This window comes from Streptomyces chengmaiensis, from assembly GCF_029846775.1.
Lineage (GTDB): Bacteria > Actinomycetota > Actinomycetes > Streptomycetales > Streptomycetaceae > Streptomyces > Streptomyces chengmaiensis.
Map to the genome: position 1 here is coordinate 52,986 of NZ_JARWBG010000004.1, position 14,585 is coordinate 67,570.

The following is a 14,585-nucleotide window of genomic DNA, read 5'->3' on the forward strand; positions in this document are numbered from 1 at the left end:
GGCTACGAGGAGTTGGTGCCGATGCGGGGCGAGTGAACTCGCCAGTCGGGCCCAGCAGTTCTACTCGACCGGGAGCGGTGCGGGGGCTCCTCATGCCCCTGCCCTATAACCGCATACCGGGTACGGTGACCACGACTCAGAGGGGGAAGATATGGGACTCTTCGGGCGTCGCGCGCGCAAGTCTAAGGGTCAAGCGCCAACCCCTTCTTCACTTGGTGATGCGGCCTCGGACACGCGAGGCCCTGGCACGCCGCCCGACATCCCCCCTGCAGAACAATGGGTGTTCAATCCGGAAATCGGCGAATACGAGCTACGGCTAGCCCCTCCCGCAACTACTCCGCAGCAGACCAACAATGCGCTCTCGGACAGCAGCGTCGTGGATGACATCCGCGCGGCTCGGATTTTCCATCAAATTCTAACGAAGGAACTCTCGCCAGGAATAGGGACCCCAGAGGATCTAATTACCGCAGTGACCAGAGCGGGAATCACCCTGCCTCTGTTGCCAGATCGTCCCAGTCTTACAGAATCACCTACCGTTCAACTCATCGAGGAATTCTACGACCGCCTGGTCAAACGGGTTCGCGGAAGGACTCTAGTAAAGGAGATGAAGGGGCTTCGCAGCGAAGTCCGCAAGGAGCTGCCCAGACACGCTATCGACATGCACCCGACTCTGCTTGAGGAGCCCCAACACTCAACACTCCCCTCACCACGCAAGCGACGCCTCGGCCACCTTGGTGAACAGAACCTTGGACCAGAAGACGCCGAGATCGCTGCCCCTGCCGCCGAAAAGACAATCGAACACTCCTTGGCCCTGCTATTTCTCCGGCTGGGGCCACCACCCGAACCGACCGAGCTTGATTACAGCCCAGCAGGACACGGTGGCGGAGGTGCGCAGCAGTGAGTAGCGGCGAGAACAGCAGCACTGTCCCTGCGCCCGACGACGACCCGATCGTCTCTGCGGGACTAGAAATCGCCATGAAGTGGGGTCAAGCCCTGGGTGGCCCGGAGCAACTCAAAGTGGCTCTGGAAGCCCTGGAACCCCAGCTGAAACGGGAGCACCAGCTCCATTTGAAGCAGTTGGACATACGGGCGAAGCAGGCTGAGCGACGGTATCAACACCGCTTTAGGATGACTAGTCTCATTGTGGGTGCCGTCATGAGTGTGGCCATGCTTTCTGGTGGCGTCTATGTCGCAAAGGATGCCTGGTGGCTATCGACACTGCTGTGTGGACCTAGCATGATCGGCATGGCGCTCATAATCATCCTTCGTCGTCACGATGCGAACGCGATGAAGGCGATATCAGAAGCAGCCCGACGCTCCACAGACGCCGTAGGTCAGGCTCAGCCACCCGTGGTGTAAAGCTCGCCCGAAACTGGCAACGTCCGTCTCGCCGAATTCCCTTGGAGGCCGTCCCCAGGTGGATGAGGTTGTCAGCCTGCGTGGAGTACACGGAAGCCCCGCCATCTTGAAGTTGCAGGTCAGCTGGGTGGCGTGATCGCTGAGGGGCATACTCTCGCTGGTCGTGGGCGACTGTCTTCGCTCTCGATCATCCGTCAGCGGTTGACCTCGAGGTTCAATGCCTGAAAGTTATGCGAAGTTGCCGCTTGTCAAGCACCCGGCTGCAGTGACATCCGGCCCTCCATGGGTGACGCTGCCTCAGATCCGTGTCAGATCGCGACTGCGGAGCCAGCCCCGGGAGTTCTCAGCCGCGCCTCCGCTCCTCGATGAGCTTGAGTACTTCGTAGGCAATCGCCCATAGCCTGCCCTGCTGAGTATCGGGGATCTTGTCACGCAGGTCACGGGCCCATGTGTTGTAGGGATTGATTTCGAGTGCGCTGTTCAAATCGTTAAACGCTTCCTCATAGCGCCAGTTCGTCAAGTGCAAGGCACCTCGCTCGGCAAGAGCAAAGGAGTTGCCGGGGTTGTTTTCGAGTACACGGTCAAGATCGCTGAGTGCTTGCCTGTGGCGACCCGTAAGGCGATTCACCGAGCCGGTCGTTCCGATCTTGGGGGGTGGGCTTCGAACGGGAGTCTCGATCGGGTGATCGCGGTTGGCCACGGGCATGGAAACAGGGCCTCTTGGCCGTTCGCGTGTCGCTGGCGTACCAGGACGGTGCACGCGTAGAGCCCCCATGCATATGAGCGGTGGAGACGCCCCGAGGCCGCTGTACCCGTTGGACGCGCCGGTGAAGGGCGGCGATTGCGTACGAGGAAACATCCTGTTCGAGGTACCGAAAGAGGGACGTGCAGAGCGCGTGCTGTACTGGCCCGAAGGACTGGATGAGCAGGTGGAGTGGCTGGTGACCAAGGACTGACTTGCCGGTAGGGGGAAGTCCCCGGGACACACTGCGAACTCGTGATCTGCGCGAATCACCCGGGGTACCTCCGCCGCGCCAGTCGCCCACAGGCGAAGACCGACTGTGGGTCAGGATCACGAGCCTGACACCGACCTTGGAAAGACGCCGCCCTCTGCATCGGCCTTGCAAAGCTCGCCGCGATTCGCTCAACTGACGGTGTGTCAGCTTTCGAGGGGAGTATGTCCGATGCAGACCGTCTGGCTCAGCGGTGCCGAGCTGCTCGCCGTCCTGCGAATAGGCCTCGGCCTCTGGTGGCTGGAGAGCTGGCACCACAAGGACAAGAAGGATTGGTTCGCCGGCGGCGGCATCCGGTGGGCTGCCGGGGTCGCCGCCCAGCACCGCTGGCCGTTCGTGCTGCGATCCTTCGAAGCTGTCGTACAGCCGCGGGCGCGGCTCATGGCCTACGTGGTGGCCTACGCGGAGCTGGCGCTCGGCCTGGGCCTCATCCTCGGGTTCCTCACGCCGATCGCCCTCGCCGGCGGTCTGCTCCTCAACTTGATCTACTTCCTGCTGATGATCCATGACTGGGCAGAGCAAGGTCAGAACCTGATGATGATGCTGATCTCCGGGGTTGCCCTGCTCGCCATGAGCTGGCAAGCGTGGTCGCTCGACAGCATGTGGGGGCTGTTCCTGTAGCCCTGCTGCCCGCCTCCAGGCCCCTGCCATGGCTGAAACATCGAGTGTCACAGCCGTACCGGTGTCACGAACGATCACATATCCAGCGGAAACACAGTGCGACCGTCCGTGACACACCTATGTTTCAGCCGTTGTGAGCGCGCCACAGCAGGAAGCCTCCAGCACTCCTAAGATCCTCTTGATATCTACATGAGTGCGGGGGCTGGTGGCGCGTGGGTACCGGGGAACAGTTAGTCACGATCGCCGCGGTGCTGCTCGGCGCGCTGATGACCCATCTGACCAACTATGCGATGGAGCGCCAGCGCAAGAAGCACGAGCTCGTAACGCGCTGGGACACAAAGAAGCTGGACGCCTACGAGGGCTACATAGACCGCGTCCGGGCCAGCATCTTCCTCGGGGTCCAACTCTTCGAGCACAGGGTGGGCATTCGTCCGAGCGACAAGGCTGAGCAGGAGATGCTTGAGGAGCTCGCCGAGGCGGCCCGCCAGCGGGGGAGGGCGTTCGAACGGATCATGCTGCTCGGTGGCGACGAGGTCGTGGAGGCGTCGCACGGCCTGAATGCCGCATCGCTCGAAGTCGACTGGCAGGCCACGGGCAAGATCGCTGGGCGCGTAGAGGACTGGCGGGAGCGCAACCGCGCAGTGTTCCGCGCGATCAACGACTTCCATGAGGCTGCCCGGACAGATCTGGGAGTGGACGGCAGCGTTATGGGCGAGCAACACCCAGAGCGCGACCTACTCCTTCCACCCGCACGTCGAGATGACGACTCACACACCTGATCACTACGGCGGCCGGGGCGGCATGCCCGGATTGCGGGAGCGAGTCGACTTGGGTGCACAGCTCTTACCTGCGGACGTGCCGAGTGGGGGCGTTCGGTGGTCCTCCAACCGCGAGTCTGGCGATTCTTCTGTCCAGAGCCTTCATGTGCTCGGCGGACGTGATCCACTGGAAGATCGCGCGTTCGACCTGGTCGACGTCCTTCCAGGGCCCTGCATCTCGCTCAGCTCCGCCTTGAAGGTGTCGTTCAGGGCTTCGGCCATCGCGTTGTCAACGGATGACGCTGGGAACGCCCGATCATAGAGATCACGCCCGTGACGACCACTGATCTCGGCCCCGTGCCAGCCGTCCTCGACAGCACGCTGCCCCGGCACATCGCGTTCATCGCCTACGGCAACCGCCGCTGCGCCAGGGCCCACGGCACTAGCCCGAACTCCGACTCGTCGACCACGCCGGAGAGCGTGGATCTTCGGGGGGTGGACCTTGGTCAGCGATCACGCTCGCGGCTTGCGAGGCGGCCGGGTTTGTGCCCGAGCAGGAGCACAGTGCCGCCGGTGGATGGCGATCATGGCCATGGTCGAGGCAGGCATGGGCGTCGTCCCCGTGCTGCGCATGGCGGCGGTATGGCGGGCGGGTGTGGCGATCTGCGTGGTGTCCGGCGATCAGCCGCGGCGGCACGCGGTCTCGGCGGTGCAGAGGGGCGCGGAGGATGGCCCCGCAGTGGCCCGGGTCCTGGACGCGCTGCGGTCGGTGGCGGCGCGCGAGTGTCCCAAGCACCCGGTGCGGTGGCAGGTCTCGGCGCGGACGGAGTCCTTGGTCTTGACGGATTTCGCGGCGCTACCGCAGCAGCTCCCAGACGTACACCTTGTCGCGGCCCGCCCTGAGGGACCAGACGTGTACGCCGTCGTGGCCCGCAGTGACGAGATGCTCGTCGCCCGGGGTGAAGCCGAGGGCGCTGGGCTTGATGCGGTGGCCGCCCGTCAGGAGATGGAGGCGCTGCGCGGTCCATGGATCCCAGATGCCCACCTCGCCATTGGTGCTGGCGGCGGCTAGGAGCTGGTGGGAGTGACTGAAGGCAAAGACCTCGGTGGCGTCGCCGAGGTTCTGGCCCAGCGTGGCCAGCCGCTTGCCGGTGTCCGGGTTCAGCAGGCGTATGTCAAGTCCTGAACTGATGGCGAGGAGCCGTCCGTTCGGGCTGAACGTAACGCGATCCACGCACCCGCTGCCGACCTGGCGTTCCCGTGGCTTGCGCCACTTCCCGGTGTTCCAGAGGACGATGGAGCCGTCCACGCTGCCAGCGCTGACCAGCAGTCGGCCGTCGGGACTGAACGCAAGGTCGGTCACCTCACCCCCGTGGCACTTCGCCCGCGCCACTTGCTTGCCCGAGCCCATGCTCACCACCCGCACCACCCCCGCGTCGGTCCCGATGGCCAGGGCAGACCCGTCAGGGCTGAAGGCGAGTGCCTCGACGAGCGGATTACGTCCGTGGTCGTCCTTACCGATTCTGTGCACTAGCTGCCCCGTCGCCGTCTCCCAGACGTGGACCGACCCGTTACCGCTGACAGCCGCGAGCAGTTGGCTACGGGGATCGACTATGAGCGGTCCGGGGAACCATGCCTCGGCGTCCGCCAGGGTGCGCAGCTCACTCCAGTGCTGTGTGTTCCAGAGGCGAACAGTGTCGTCGAAGCCGGAGGTGGCGAGAAAGTCCCCGTCAGGGCTGAAGGCGAGGGCGCGGACCTCGCCGTCATGGCCGTGCAGCGTACGCAGCAGGCGGCACTCCCTGGCACTCCAGAGCTGCGGAGGCCCGCCATTGGCCACGATGGCGACCAAGGGGTCCGGGGCCGTGGGGTGAATGGCCACGGCGGTTAGCCTCTGCTCCTCCGCAGAGGTGCCGGAGGCGTCCCAGACCGGCAGGGTGTGCAGCGGCCCGGTACGGACACGGGCCGCTGCCATGGGCACAGGCGTGGACGGGGGTGCCTCACGTGGTTGTGCGGGCGGGGCCGGGGGCGGGGGCGTCACACGTGGCCGAGCGGTTCCTTGCGGGGGCTGCTGCACCACAGGCGGGCGCGCGCCCCGTCGCGGCGCTGGCCGTACTACACGTGGTTGTGCGGTCCTCCGCAGAGGCGAGGGGATCGCGGTGGAGCGCGCGGCCTCTGGCGGGGTCGGGGACACAGGGGCGGCGTCCGGCGGCACGAGCAGTGCGCGTGCCGCCTGCGCGACCGCTGGGTTGTCGGTCGCGGCGATGCGCTCCAGGTGCTGCCGGGCGAGCAGGGAACGAGCCTCGTCCCTGTCCTCATCCGACAGCCACGTGCCGAGCACCCTGACACCGCCGATTCGGACATCGGGCAGCGGGCTGTCCAAGGCCACCCGCAGGGCCTCCGGGAGGTCGTCGTCGACGACAGCGGCACGAACCGCCGTCCGCGCGAGCCAGATCCGGCCCTCCGCGCCATACACCCAACGCTGCGGCGTCTGTTCGGCACCGCGCTCCGCCACATAGGCCGCCGCGTAGTCGAAGGCGTCCTCAACCGAGATGTACCCATCGCTGTCGCCGTCGGCGGCGCCCGTCCGCAGCCCGTCGACCAGACCCGTAGTGAAGACCGAGCCGGTCGGGGCAGCCGTCCCAGCCAGGCTCTCGCCCTCGAAGGAGTACTCACGCGAGCGCGAGGCCGTGAGTACGGCCCGCCCGCGGCCGTGCTGCCCCACCAGCCGGTGCCCGAGGTCCACGTCCCGTGCACCTGCCTTGGCCCCCTGCGCGAAGGCGCCGCTGAAGCAGCAGTCCAGGATGACTACTTGGCACCGGGCCCGGCACTCGTCGAGCCGTTCCAGGAGCCACCCAGCCTCGACGCCGGAGGAAGCGAGGCGGTCCTTGCGGGTGTCCACGCCCGCGAAATACAGGCGCCCGCGCGCGTCGAGCAGGCCATGGCAGGAGAAGTACACCACCAACAGCTCGTCAGTGCCCCGCCCGGCGAGGAAGTCGTCCACACCGCTACGGATCTCCTGCGCCGTCGGGTCCGTGAGCCCGTGCACGTCGAAGCCGCCGATATCCGAGGAGCCCAGGACCTCCTTGAGCGCAGCCGCGTCCTGGGCAGGTGCCCGAAGGCGGGCGAGACCGGCATCCGTGTATGCGGAGACGGTGACGACGAAGGCGGACCGTGGCCCAGGCGGCAGCTCAGGAAGAGTGCCGTTAAGAGATGTTCTGCCGCTCAAGCCAGATCTCTATCAGTCGCTCTTGCTGCTCCGAGCTGATGCCCGTTACCTTCAGCGAGTCCTCACCGAAGGTGATCTCCACGGACTTCTCGCTGCGCGCGGCCCACCGCTTGACGGCGTTGACGACGGCCCGCAAGCCCTGTGTGATACCGAGCCGGACGACCAAAGCGCCCATCGTGGTGCCCACGCCCTTGGCCAGCGCCGGCAGGTCCTCAGCCGTCAGCCGTTCGACGCCGTCCACGTCCAGCTCAAGCAACTCTGCACGCAACTGCCGGGCCAAAGCGTCTAGTTCGGCTGCGTCCTCGTCCACCCCGGGAACGACCCGCACTACGAAGGACTCTGCGGCCTCTGAAGCTATCCCGCCCACAGACCCGTTACCTCCCGGGGCTGAGCGTGACGAAGGCCGCCCAAGAGGCGGTATAAACGGTGAGCATCGGGCCGTCCGGGTTCTTGGAGTCGCGGATGTGGACGTCAGAGGGACGGGTGGCGACCCCGACGCAGGCACCGCTTTCGTCGCCGCTGTATCTCGACTTGCACCAGTGCTTCATGACTCTCCCAGAAGATCGTCCAGCAGGCAGGCGCTGTCCCCTGGGACAGGGCCTGCGTTTGCAGCATCCCATACTCGAGCTGATATTGATCAGAAACTCATGGGGTTCTCGTCGAGGACGTAGCGGACGTGTGAGCCGCCGAAGTAGCTGCGGACGATGTGTGGCTGACGCTGGCGTCTACGGAAGAAACGTCGGGTTTCGGCGGCGAGTTCGGCCTGGTCTCGGGCTCGGTGGTGCCTGGCAGGCTGTCTTTGAGGTCTCCGCGTTGACCAGCTCATCGGGGTTGAGCTCGGGTGAGTGCGGCGGCAGGAAGTGCAGCTCGACGTCACCGGGATGGGCGGCCGGTGACCTGGTCGGATCGGATCCCGACCTGGTCGGCGAAGAAGATCTCTCCACCGTCCTTCTTCGCCTTCGCGCGGATCTTCGGCCAGGTCTCCTGATGCCAGCCCGCCACAGCCTCGGAATCCTGCTCGACGGCCCGCTTGTCCGGGCGCTGGAAGGACAGTCCCCATCGCTTGAGGTACTTGCCCACCCCCGGTCCGGTCAGCCGCACCCGGCACAGCTTCGCGACGAGGTCGCCCACCAGCCGCCACGTCCACAACTGCCCAGAAAGCCCCACGTCACATGGCCCGTGATCGAGGATCGCCTGCCGCACGGCGGCCTGCTCAGCCTCTCCGAGCACCTGGTGCACCCCGACCGGCTTGCCGCGAGGACACATCACCAGCGCGTCCCGCCCGCCGGCCCGCCACTTCGCCCACCACCGCCTCGCCATGGCGGCTGCACCGGCAGCCTCGCCGAGCACTGCCGGCCGCGCTCGCCCTGGCCCTGGCGATCGTCAGACGCGCGCCCGCCCACCCCGCAGGTGGCTGGGAGAAGACTGGGAGACGATCAAGTCGGGGGGTTCCGGCGAAGGCCAGGCCGTACCGACGCAGACCGACAGGTCCGCCGGAGCCCGGCACGCAGAGAGGGCGCTTCCCACCTGGGGAAACGCCCTCTTTGCTGCTACTTCATCTGTGGGGCTAACAGGATTTGAACCTGTGGCCTCATCCTTATCAGGGATGCGCTCTAACCAACTGAGCTATAGCCCCGCCGCGCTGCGCGCTGACCCCTGAAGATTAGCGCACGTCGTGGCCAGTCCCAAAATCGATGCCGGGACCCCTTACTCGTCCTCGGCCAGGGTGAGCTCGACACCGCCCACGAAACCCGCGGACAGGTTGTAGATGAAGGCCCCCAGCGTCGCCAGCGCGGTGGCGAGCACCACGTCGATCACCGCGATGACCGAGGTGAAGATCAGGACGCGCGGCAGCGAGAGGAAGGCCTGGAGGTCGAAGCCGTTGCTCTCGTTGGAGCCCGTGGCCTCGCTGATCGTGCCGCCCACGGTGGAGAAGACGCCCATCGCGTCCATGACCATCCACAGCACCGCGGCCGCGATGACCGTGCAGATGCCCAGCGCGATGGAGAGCAGGAAGCTGACCTTCATCACCGACCACGGGTCGGCCTTGGCCACCCGCAGCCGGGCCTTGCGCGTACGCGGGGTGGTGCGCGCCCCCGTGCGGGGCACGCGCACCGCCGCTGCCGTCCCTCCGCCGCCGTGGGAGGCGGCGGGGGAGGCATAGGCCTGGGGCGGGTGGTAGGGCTGGTCCTGCTGCGCCGCGGCCGGGCCCTGGGCTGGGCCCGGCTGGGTCCGGCCGCCCCCGGCCTCGCGCTCTGCGCCGTATGTCTCATACGGGGGCTGGGCCCCCCGGGTGTCCGTCACGGCAACCCCCTGGGAGTCCGCGGCTGGGCCACGGGCACCGTTCGCTCCGGAAGCGTCCGCACCGGCGCCCGTGGCTCCACTCACGCTCTACTCCTCGTGCTCCCCTGCCGAGGGCTGCGCGCCCTCGGCTGCGACTGCGTCAGTCACCGCCATATCGGCGGCCTCCATGGCCTCTGTGGCCTCTTCGACCCCGGCGGCCTCGTCGACCTCTTCGGCCTCACGGCCGGCCTCGGCATTGCGCGCGATGCCGACGACGGCGTCCCGCTTGCCCAGGTTGATCAGTTGGACGCCCATGGTGTCACGGCCCGTCTCCCTGATTTCGTTGACTCGCGTGCGAATCACACCGCCGCCGAGCGTGATGGCGAGGATCTCGTCCGCCTCCTCGACCACCAGCGCGCCCACGAGCGAACCACGGTCCTCCACGATCTTGGCGGCCTTGATTCCGAGGCCGCCGCGGCCCTGGACGCGGTACTCGTCGACGGCGGTCCGCTTCGCGTACCCGCCGTCGGTAGCGGTGAAGACGAACGTACCGGGCCGGACGACATTCATCGAGAGGAGTTCGTCTCCCTCCCGGAAACTCATCCCCTTCACACCGGACGTCGCCCGCCCCATCGGCCGCAGCGCCTCGTCCGTCGCCGTGAACCGGATCGACTGCGCCTTCTTGCTGATGAGCAGCAGATCGTCCTCTGCGGACACCAGCTCGGCGCCGATCAGCTCATCGGCTGCGCCATCGGCGTCGTTGTCCATCTCGCGAAGGTTGATCGCGATGACGCCGCCCGACCGGGGAGAGTCGTAGTCCTTCAGCGGGGTCTTCTTCACCAGACCCGCCTTGGTGGCGAGCACCAGATACGGCACCGCCTCGTAGTCGCGGATCGCGAGGATCTCCGCGATCTGCTCGTCCGGCTGGAAGGCCAGCAGATTGGCCACATGCTGGCCCCGCGAGTCCCTGCCCGCGTCCGGCAGCTCATAGGCCTTGGCCCGGTAGACCCGGCCCTTGTTGGTGAAGAACAGCAGCCAGTGGTGGGTGGTCGAGACGAAGAAGTGGTCGACGATGTCGTCTTCCTTGAGCTTCGTGCCCCGTACGCCCTTGCCGCCGCGCTTCTGCGAGCGGTAGTCGTCCGTCTTCGTCCGCTTCACATAGCCGCCGCGCGTGATCGTGACGACGATGTCCTCTTCGGCGATCAGGTCTTCGATGGACATGTCGCCCTCGAAGGGCACCAGCTTGGAGCGTCGGTCGTCGCCGTACTTCTCGACGAGGACGGCCAGCTCCTCGCTGACGATCTGCCGCTGCTTCTCGGGGGAGGCGAGGATCGTGTTGTACTCGCTGATCTTCGCCTGAAGCTCGTCGTGCTCCGCGACGATCTTCTGCCGCTCCAGGGCGGCCAGCCTGCGCAGCTGCATCTCCAGGATCGCGTTCGCCTGGATCTCGTCGATCGTCAGCAGGCCCATCAGGCCCTCGCGCGCGATCTCGACGGTCTCGCTGCGCCGGATCAGCGCGATGACCTCGTCGATGGCGTCCAGCGCCTTGAGCAGACCGCGCAGGATGTGCGCCCGCTCCTCCGCCTTGCGCAGCCGGAAGCGCGTACGGCGGACGATGACCTCGATCTGGTGCGTCACCCAGTGGCGGATAAACGCGTCCAGCGAAAGGGTGCGCGGCACTCCGTCGACCAGCGCCAGCATGTTGGCGCCGAAGTTGGTCTGCAGATCGGTGTGCTTGTAGAGGTTGTTGAGGACGACCTTGGCGACCGCGTCCCGCTTGAGCACGATGACGAGGCGCTGGCCGGTGCGCGACGAGGTCTCGTCGCGCACATCGGCGATGCCGCCGATCTTGCCGTCCTTCACCAGGTCGGCGATCTTCTGCGCGAGGTTGTCTGGATTGACCTGGTAGGGCAGCTCTGTGACCACCAGGCACTGGCGGTTCTGGATCTCCTCGACCTCGACGACGGCGCGCATGGTGATCGAGCCGCGGCCGGTGCGGTACGCCTCCTCGATGCCCTTGCGGCCCACGACCAGCGCGCCGGTCGGGAAGTCCGGGCCCTTGATGCGCTCGATGAGGGCGTCCAGCAGCTCGTCGTGCGAGGCCTCCGGGTGCTCCAGCGCCCACTGGCACCCTGCCGCGACCTCGCGCAGATTGTGCGGCGGAATATTGGTCGCCATGCCGACCGCGATGCCGGCGCTGCCGTTGACCAGCAGGTTCGGGAAGCGGGACGGCAGAACCGTGGGCTCCTGGCTGCGGCCGTCGTAGTTGTCCTGGAAGTCGACGGTGTCCTCGTCGATGTCCCGGAGCATCTCCATGGACAGCGGCGCCATCTTGCACTCGGTGTAGCGCATGGCGGCGGCCGGGTCATTGCCCGGGGAGCCGAAGTTGCCGTTGGAGTCCACCAGCGGCATGCGCATCGACCACGGCTGGGCGAGACGCACCAGCGCGTCATAAATCGAGGTGTCGCCGTGCGGGTGGTAGTTGCCCATGACGTCGCCGACGACGCGGGCGCACTTGTAGAAGCCCTTCTCGGGGCGGTAACCGCCGTCGTACATCGCGTACAGCACACGCCGGTGGACGGGCTTGAGGCCGTCCCGCACGTCGGGCAGCGCACGCGAGACGATCACGGACATCGCGTAGTCGAGATACGAGCGCTGCATCTCGGTCTCAAGCCCGACGGGCTCGATCCGCAGCTGCTGCTCCTCGGCTTCGGCGGCCCCGGCGGCGTCGGTCGTGACAGGGGTGTTCTCGTCGGCCATTGCTGGTCTTCAGTCCTTTCGTGCGGTCAGCGACAGACCGACTCAGATGTCGAGGAAGCGGACGTCCTTGGCGTTGCGCTGGATGAACGAGCGGCGCGCCTCTACGTCCTCGCCCATCAGCACCGAGAACAGGTCGTCGGCCTGGGCCGCGTCGTCCAGCGTCACCTGGCCGAGCACCCGGTGCTCGATGTCCATGGTGGTGACGCGCAGTTCCTCGGCGTTCATCTCGCCCAGACCCTTGAAGCGCTGGACCGAGTCGTCCTTGATCCGCTTTCCGTTCTGCTTGCCCAGCTCGATCAGGGCGTCGCGCTCACGGTCCGAGTACGCGTACTCGACCTCGTCCCGACCCCACTTGATCTTGTAGAGCGGCGGGCGGGACAGGAAGACATGGCCCGCCTCGACCAGCGGCCGCATGAAGCGGAACAGGAAGGTGAGCAGCAGGGTGTTGATGTGCTGGCCGTCGACGTCGGCGTCCGCCATCAGAATGATCTTGTGATAGCGGAGCTTGTCGATGTCGAAGTCCTCATGGACTCCGGTGCCGAAGGCCGAAATCAGCGCCTGGACCTCGGTGTTCTGCAGGATCTTGTCGATCCGCGCCTTCTCGACGTTCAGGATCTTGCCGCGGATCGGCAGGATCGCCTGGTACATCGGGTTGCGTCCGGACTTCGCCGAGCCGCCGGCGGAGTCACCCTCGACGATGAAGATCTCGCAGTTGGTCGGGTCGTTCGACTGGCAGTCGGAGAGCTTGCCCGGCAGGGAGGCGCTCTCCAGCAGGCCCTTGCGGCGGGTCAGATCGCGTGCCTTGCGGGCCGCGACCCGCGCGGTCTGCGCCTGGATCGCCTTGCGGACGATGTCCGCGGCCTCGTTGGGATTGCGGTCGAACCAGTCGGTGAGGTGCTCGTGCACCACCTTCTGGACGAAGGTCTTCGCCTCCGTGTTGCCCAGCTTGGTCTTGGTCTGGCCCTCGAACTGCGGCTCGCCCAGCTTGACCGAGATGATCGCGGTCAGGCCCTCGCGGATGTCCTCGCCGGAGAGGTTGTCGTCCTTCTCGCGCAGCAGCTTCCTGTCGCGGGCGTATCGGTTGACCAGACCTGTCAGCGCCGCCCTGAAGCCCTCTTCGTGGGTGCCGCCCTCATGCGTGTGGATCGTGTTGGCGAACGAGTACACGCCCTCCGTGTACTGCGAGTTCCACTGCATCGCGATCTCGACCGAGAGCATCCGCTCCCTGTCCTCGGCCTCGACGTCGATCACGGTGGGGTGAACCAGCTCCCCCTTGCGGGAGTTGAGGTACTTCACGAAGTCGACGATGCCGCCCTCGTAGTAGTACTTCACCTTGCGCGCCTGCTCGGCCTCCGCCTCCTCGGCGGTGTCCGCGCCGGCCGTGGCCTTCGCCGACTCGCGCTCGTCGGTCAGCGTCAGGGTCAGGCCCTTGTTGAGGAAGGCCATCTCCTGGAAGCGGCGCGAGAGCGTCTCGAACGAGTAGTCGGTCGTCTCGAAGATGTCGCCGTCGGCCCAGAAGGTGACGGTGGTGCCGGTCTCCTCGGTCTCCTCGTTGCGCATCAGGGGGGCGGTGGGCACGCCGAGCTTGTAGTCCTGCGTCCAGCGGTAGCCGTCCGTCTTGACTTCGACCGCGACCCTGGAGGAGAGCGCGTTGACGACGGACACGCCGACGCCGTGCAGACCGCCGGAGACCGAGTAGCCGCCGCCGCCGAACTTGCCGCCCGCGTGCAGCACGGTGAGGACGACCTCGACGGCCGGCTTGTTCTCCGACGGGACGATGCCGACCGGGATGCCCCGGCCGTTGTCGACCACGCGGACGCCGCCGTCCGGGAGGATCGTCACGTCAATGGTGTCGGCGTGGCCGGCCATCGCCTCGTCGACGGAGTTGTCGACGACCTCCTGCACCAGGTGGTGCAAACCGCGCTCACCGGTCGAGCCGATGTACATGCCGGGGCGCTTGCGGACCGCGTCCAGACCCTCGAGGACGGTGATCGCGCTGGCGTCGTACGCGGTGACGGCGGCCTCGGAGGCCTCGGCGTTCGCGCTGGCAGCGGTGGTCGGGATGTTCTCGTTGAGGTTGCCGGAATCGGCCACGAAGCGCCCTTTCTGGCACAGCACAGGCCGTTCTCCGGGCAAGCGGGAGCGGCTGCGTCGTTCAGTGTTGGTTCGACGTAGGCACGCCGTTGTGTCGACGTGTCCCGCGACAGCGCGGGATTGTGGACCAGTCTACCGGTAGCGCCGACATGAATGGGGGTTTGCCGGTAGCTGAGTCCGCATGTGCCGCCCTGAACACCAAGCGTCCGAATCCCCATATCCGGGGTGGGGCTCCGAGAGGCTCACACGGGCGTTGAGCGCCTCGCCCTGTCAGGGTCCGGCTACGTTCCGGGACCTCCGGACGGCCGGATACCTCCCGGGGGTGTCGAGCTCCTGGTAACCGCCGGTACGCAACAGCATGGAACGGCACGCAACGGTCGGCGCGGAGCCGGGAAGCCGCCTCCCGCACCGGGGGGGGCAACCCGCGGCCGAAGTGCGGGCCCGCACCACGACGGAAAGCGGCACGCCCGG

Annotated in this window: 13 protein-coding genes, 1 tRNA gene and 1 pseudogene; 6 read left to right on the plus strand and 9 right to left on the minus strand. The window is 66.6% G+C overall.

Translation table 11 applies throughout. The features are described from left to right. The first annotated feature begins 280 nt into the window (after positions 1 to 280). Positions 281 to 901, plus strand: coding sequence for a hypothetical protein (locus QCN29_RS05130; protein ID WP_279926495.1), 621 nt, complete (start codon positions 281 to 283; stop codon positions 899 to 901). Next, the gene (locus QCN29_RS05135; RefSeq protein ID WP_279926496.1) at positions 898 to 1,359 is read left to right on the plus strand and encodes a hypothetical protein; all 462 of its coding nucleotides are present in this window, start codon (positions 898 to 900) and stop codon (positions 1,357 to 1,359) included. The genes QCN29_RS05130 and QCN29_RS05135 overlap by 4 nt, the downstream gene beginning before the upstream one ends. 343 nt (positions 1,360 to 1,702) lie before the next feature. Here the strand turns inward: QCN29_RS05135 and QCN29_RS05140 are convergent, their stop codons facing one another. Beyond that, positions 1,703 to 2,065: a tetratricopeptide repeat protein gene (locus tag QCN29_RS05140; protein ID WP_279926497.1), complete on the minus strand. Its 363-nt coding sequence runs from the start codon at positions 2,063 to 2,065 to the stop codon at positions 1,703 to 1,705. Positions 2,066 to 2,174: 109 nt separating this feature from the next. Between QCN29_RS05140 and QCN29_RS05145 the strand changes: the two genes are divergently transcribed. From QCN29_RS05145 to QCN29_RS05160, 4 genes and pseudogenes are all read left to right on the plus strand, one after another. Continuing rightward, positions 2,175 to 2,315, plus strand: a complete 141-nt coding sequence (locus tag QCN29_RS05145; RefSeq protein WP_279926498.1) for a hypothetical protein — start codon at positions 2,175 to 2,177, stop codon at positions 2,313 to 2,315. 228 nt (positions 2,316 to 2,543) lie between these two features. Beyond that, positions 2,544 to 2,993 (plus strand): DoxX family membrane protein, encoded by a 450-nt coding sequence (locus QCN29_RS05150; protein WP_279926499.1) that lies wholly within the window; start codon positions 2,544 to 2,546, stop codon positions 2,991 to 2,993. Between the two features lie 248 nt (positions 2,994 to 3,241). Next, positions 3,242 to 3,772, plus strand: coding sequence for a hypothetical protein (locus tag QCN29_RS05155; protein ID WP_318036692.1), 531 nt, complete (start codon positions 3,242 to 3,244; stop codon positions 3,770 to 3,772). A gap of 425 nt (positions 3,773 to 4,197) precedes the next feature. Further along, positions 4,198 to 4,526, plus strand: a pseudogene (locus QCN29_RS05160) (LysR substrate-binding domain-containing protein); the annotation flags it as partial. An 81-nt stretch (positions 4,527 to 4,607) separates the two neighbouring features. On the opposite strand, the gene QCN29_RS05165 reads toward QCN29_RS05160, so the two are convergent. From QCN29_RS05165 to gyrB, 8 genes are all read right to left on the minus strand, one after another. Further along, positions 4,608 to 6,977 (minus strand): caspase, EACC1-associated type, encoded by a 2,370-nt coding sequence (locus tag QCN29_RS05165; protein ID WP_279926501.1) that lies wholly within the window; start codon positions 6,975 to 6,977, stop codon positions 4,608 to 4,610. After that, positions 6,955 to 7,305: a hypothetical protein gene (locus QCN29_RS05170; RefSeq protein ID WP_279926502.1), complete on the minus strand. Its 351-nt coding sequence runs from the start codon at positions 7,303 to 7,305 to the stop codon at positions 6,955 to 6,957. Before QCN29_RS05170 ends, QCN29_RS05165 begins: the two co-directional genes overlap by 23 nt. Before the next feature lie 46 nt (positions 7,306 to 7,351). Next, a complete protein-coding gene (locus QCN29_RS05175) occupies positions 7,352 to 7,597 on the minus strand; it encodes a DUF397 domain-containing protein (protein WP_318036693.1) in 246 nt (81 codons plus the stop codon). Positions 7,598 to 7,850: 253 nt separating this feature from the next. After that, complete coding sequence (locus QCN29_RS37025) at positions 7,851 to 8,297, minus strand: winged helix-turn-helix domain-containing protein (RefSeq protein ID WP_398859117.1); 447 nt, start codon at positions 8,295 to 8,297, stop codon at positions 7,851 to 7,853. Positions 8,298 to 8,539: 242 nt separating this feature from the next. After that, positions 8,540 to 8,613 (minus strand) — tRNA-Ile (locus tag QCN29_RS05185). Positions 8,614 to 8,684: 71 nt separating this feature from the next. After that, complete coding sequence (locus tag QCN29_RS05190; RefSeq protein ID WP_398859118.1) at positions 8,685 to 9,365, minus strand: DUF3566 domain-containing protein; 681 nt, start codon at positions 9,363 to 9,365, stop codon at positions 8,685 to 8,687. Between the two features lie 3 nt (positions 9,366 to 9,368). After that, a complete protein-coding gene (gyrA, locus tag QCN29_RS05195) occupies positions 9,369 to 12,020 on the minus strand; it encodes a DNA gyrase subunit A (RefSeq protein WP_279926505.1) in 2,652 nt (883 codons plus the stop codon). A 42-nt stretch (positions 12,021 to 12,062) separates the two neighbouring features. After that, positions 12,063 to 14,138 carry a DNA topoisomerase (ATP-hydrolyzing) subunit B gene (gene gyrB, locus QCN29_RS05200; protein WP_279926506.1) on the minus strand — a complete coding sequence of 692 codons (2,076 nt, stop codon included), beginning with the start codon at positions 14,136 to 14,138 and terminating at the stop codon, positions 12,063 to 12,065. Positions 14,139 to 14,585 lie beyond the last annotated feature (447 nt).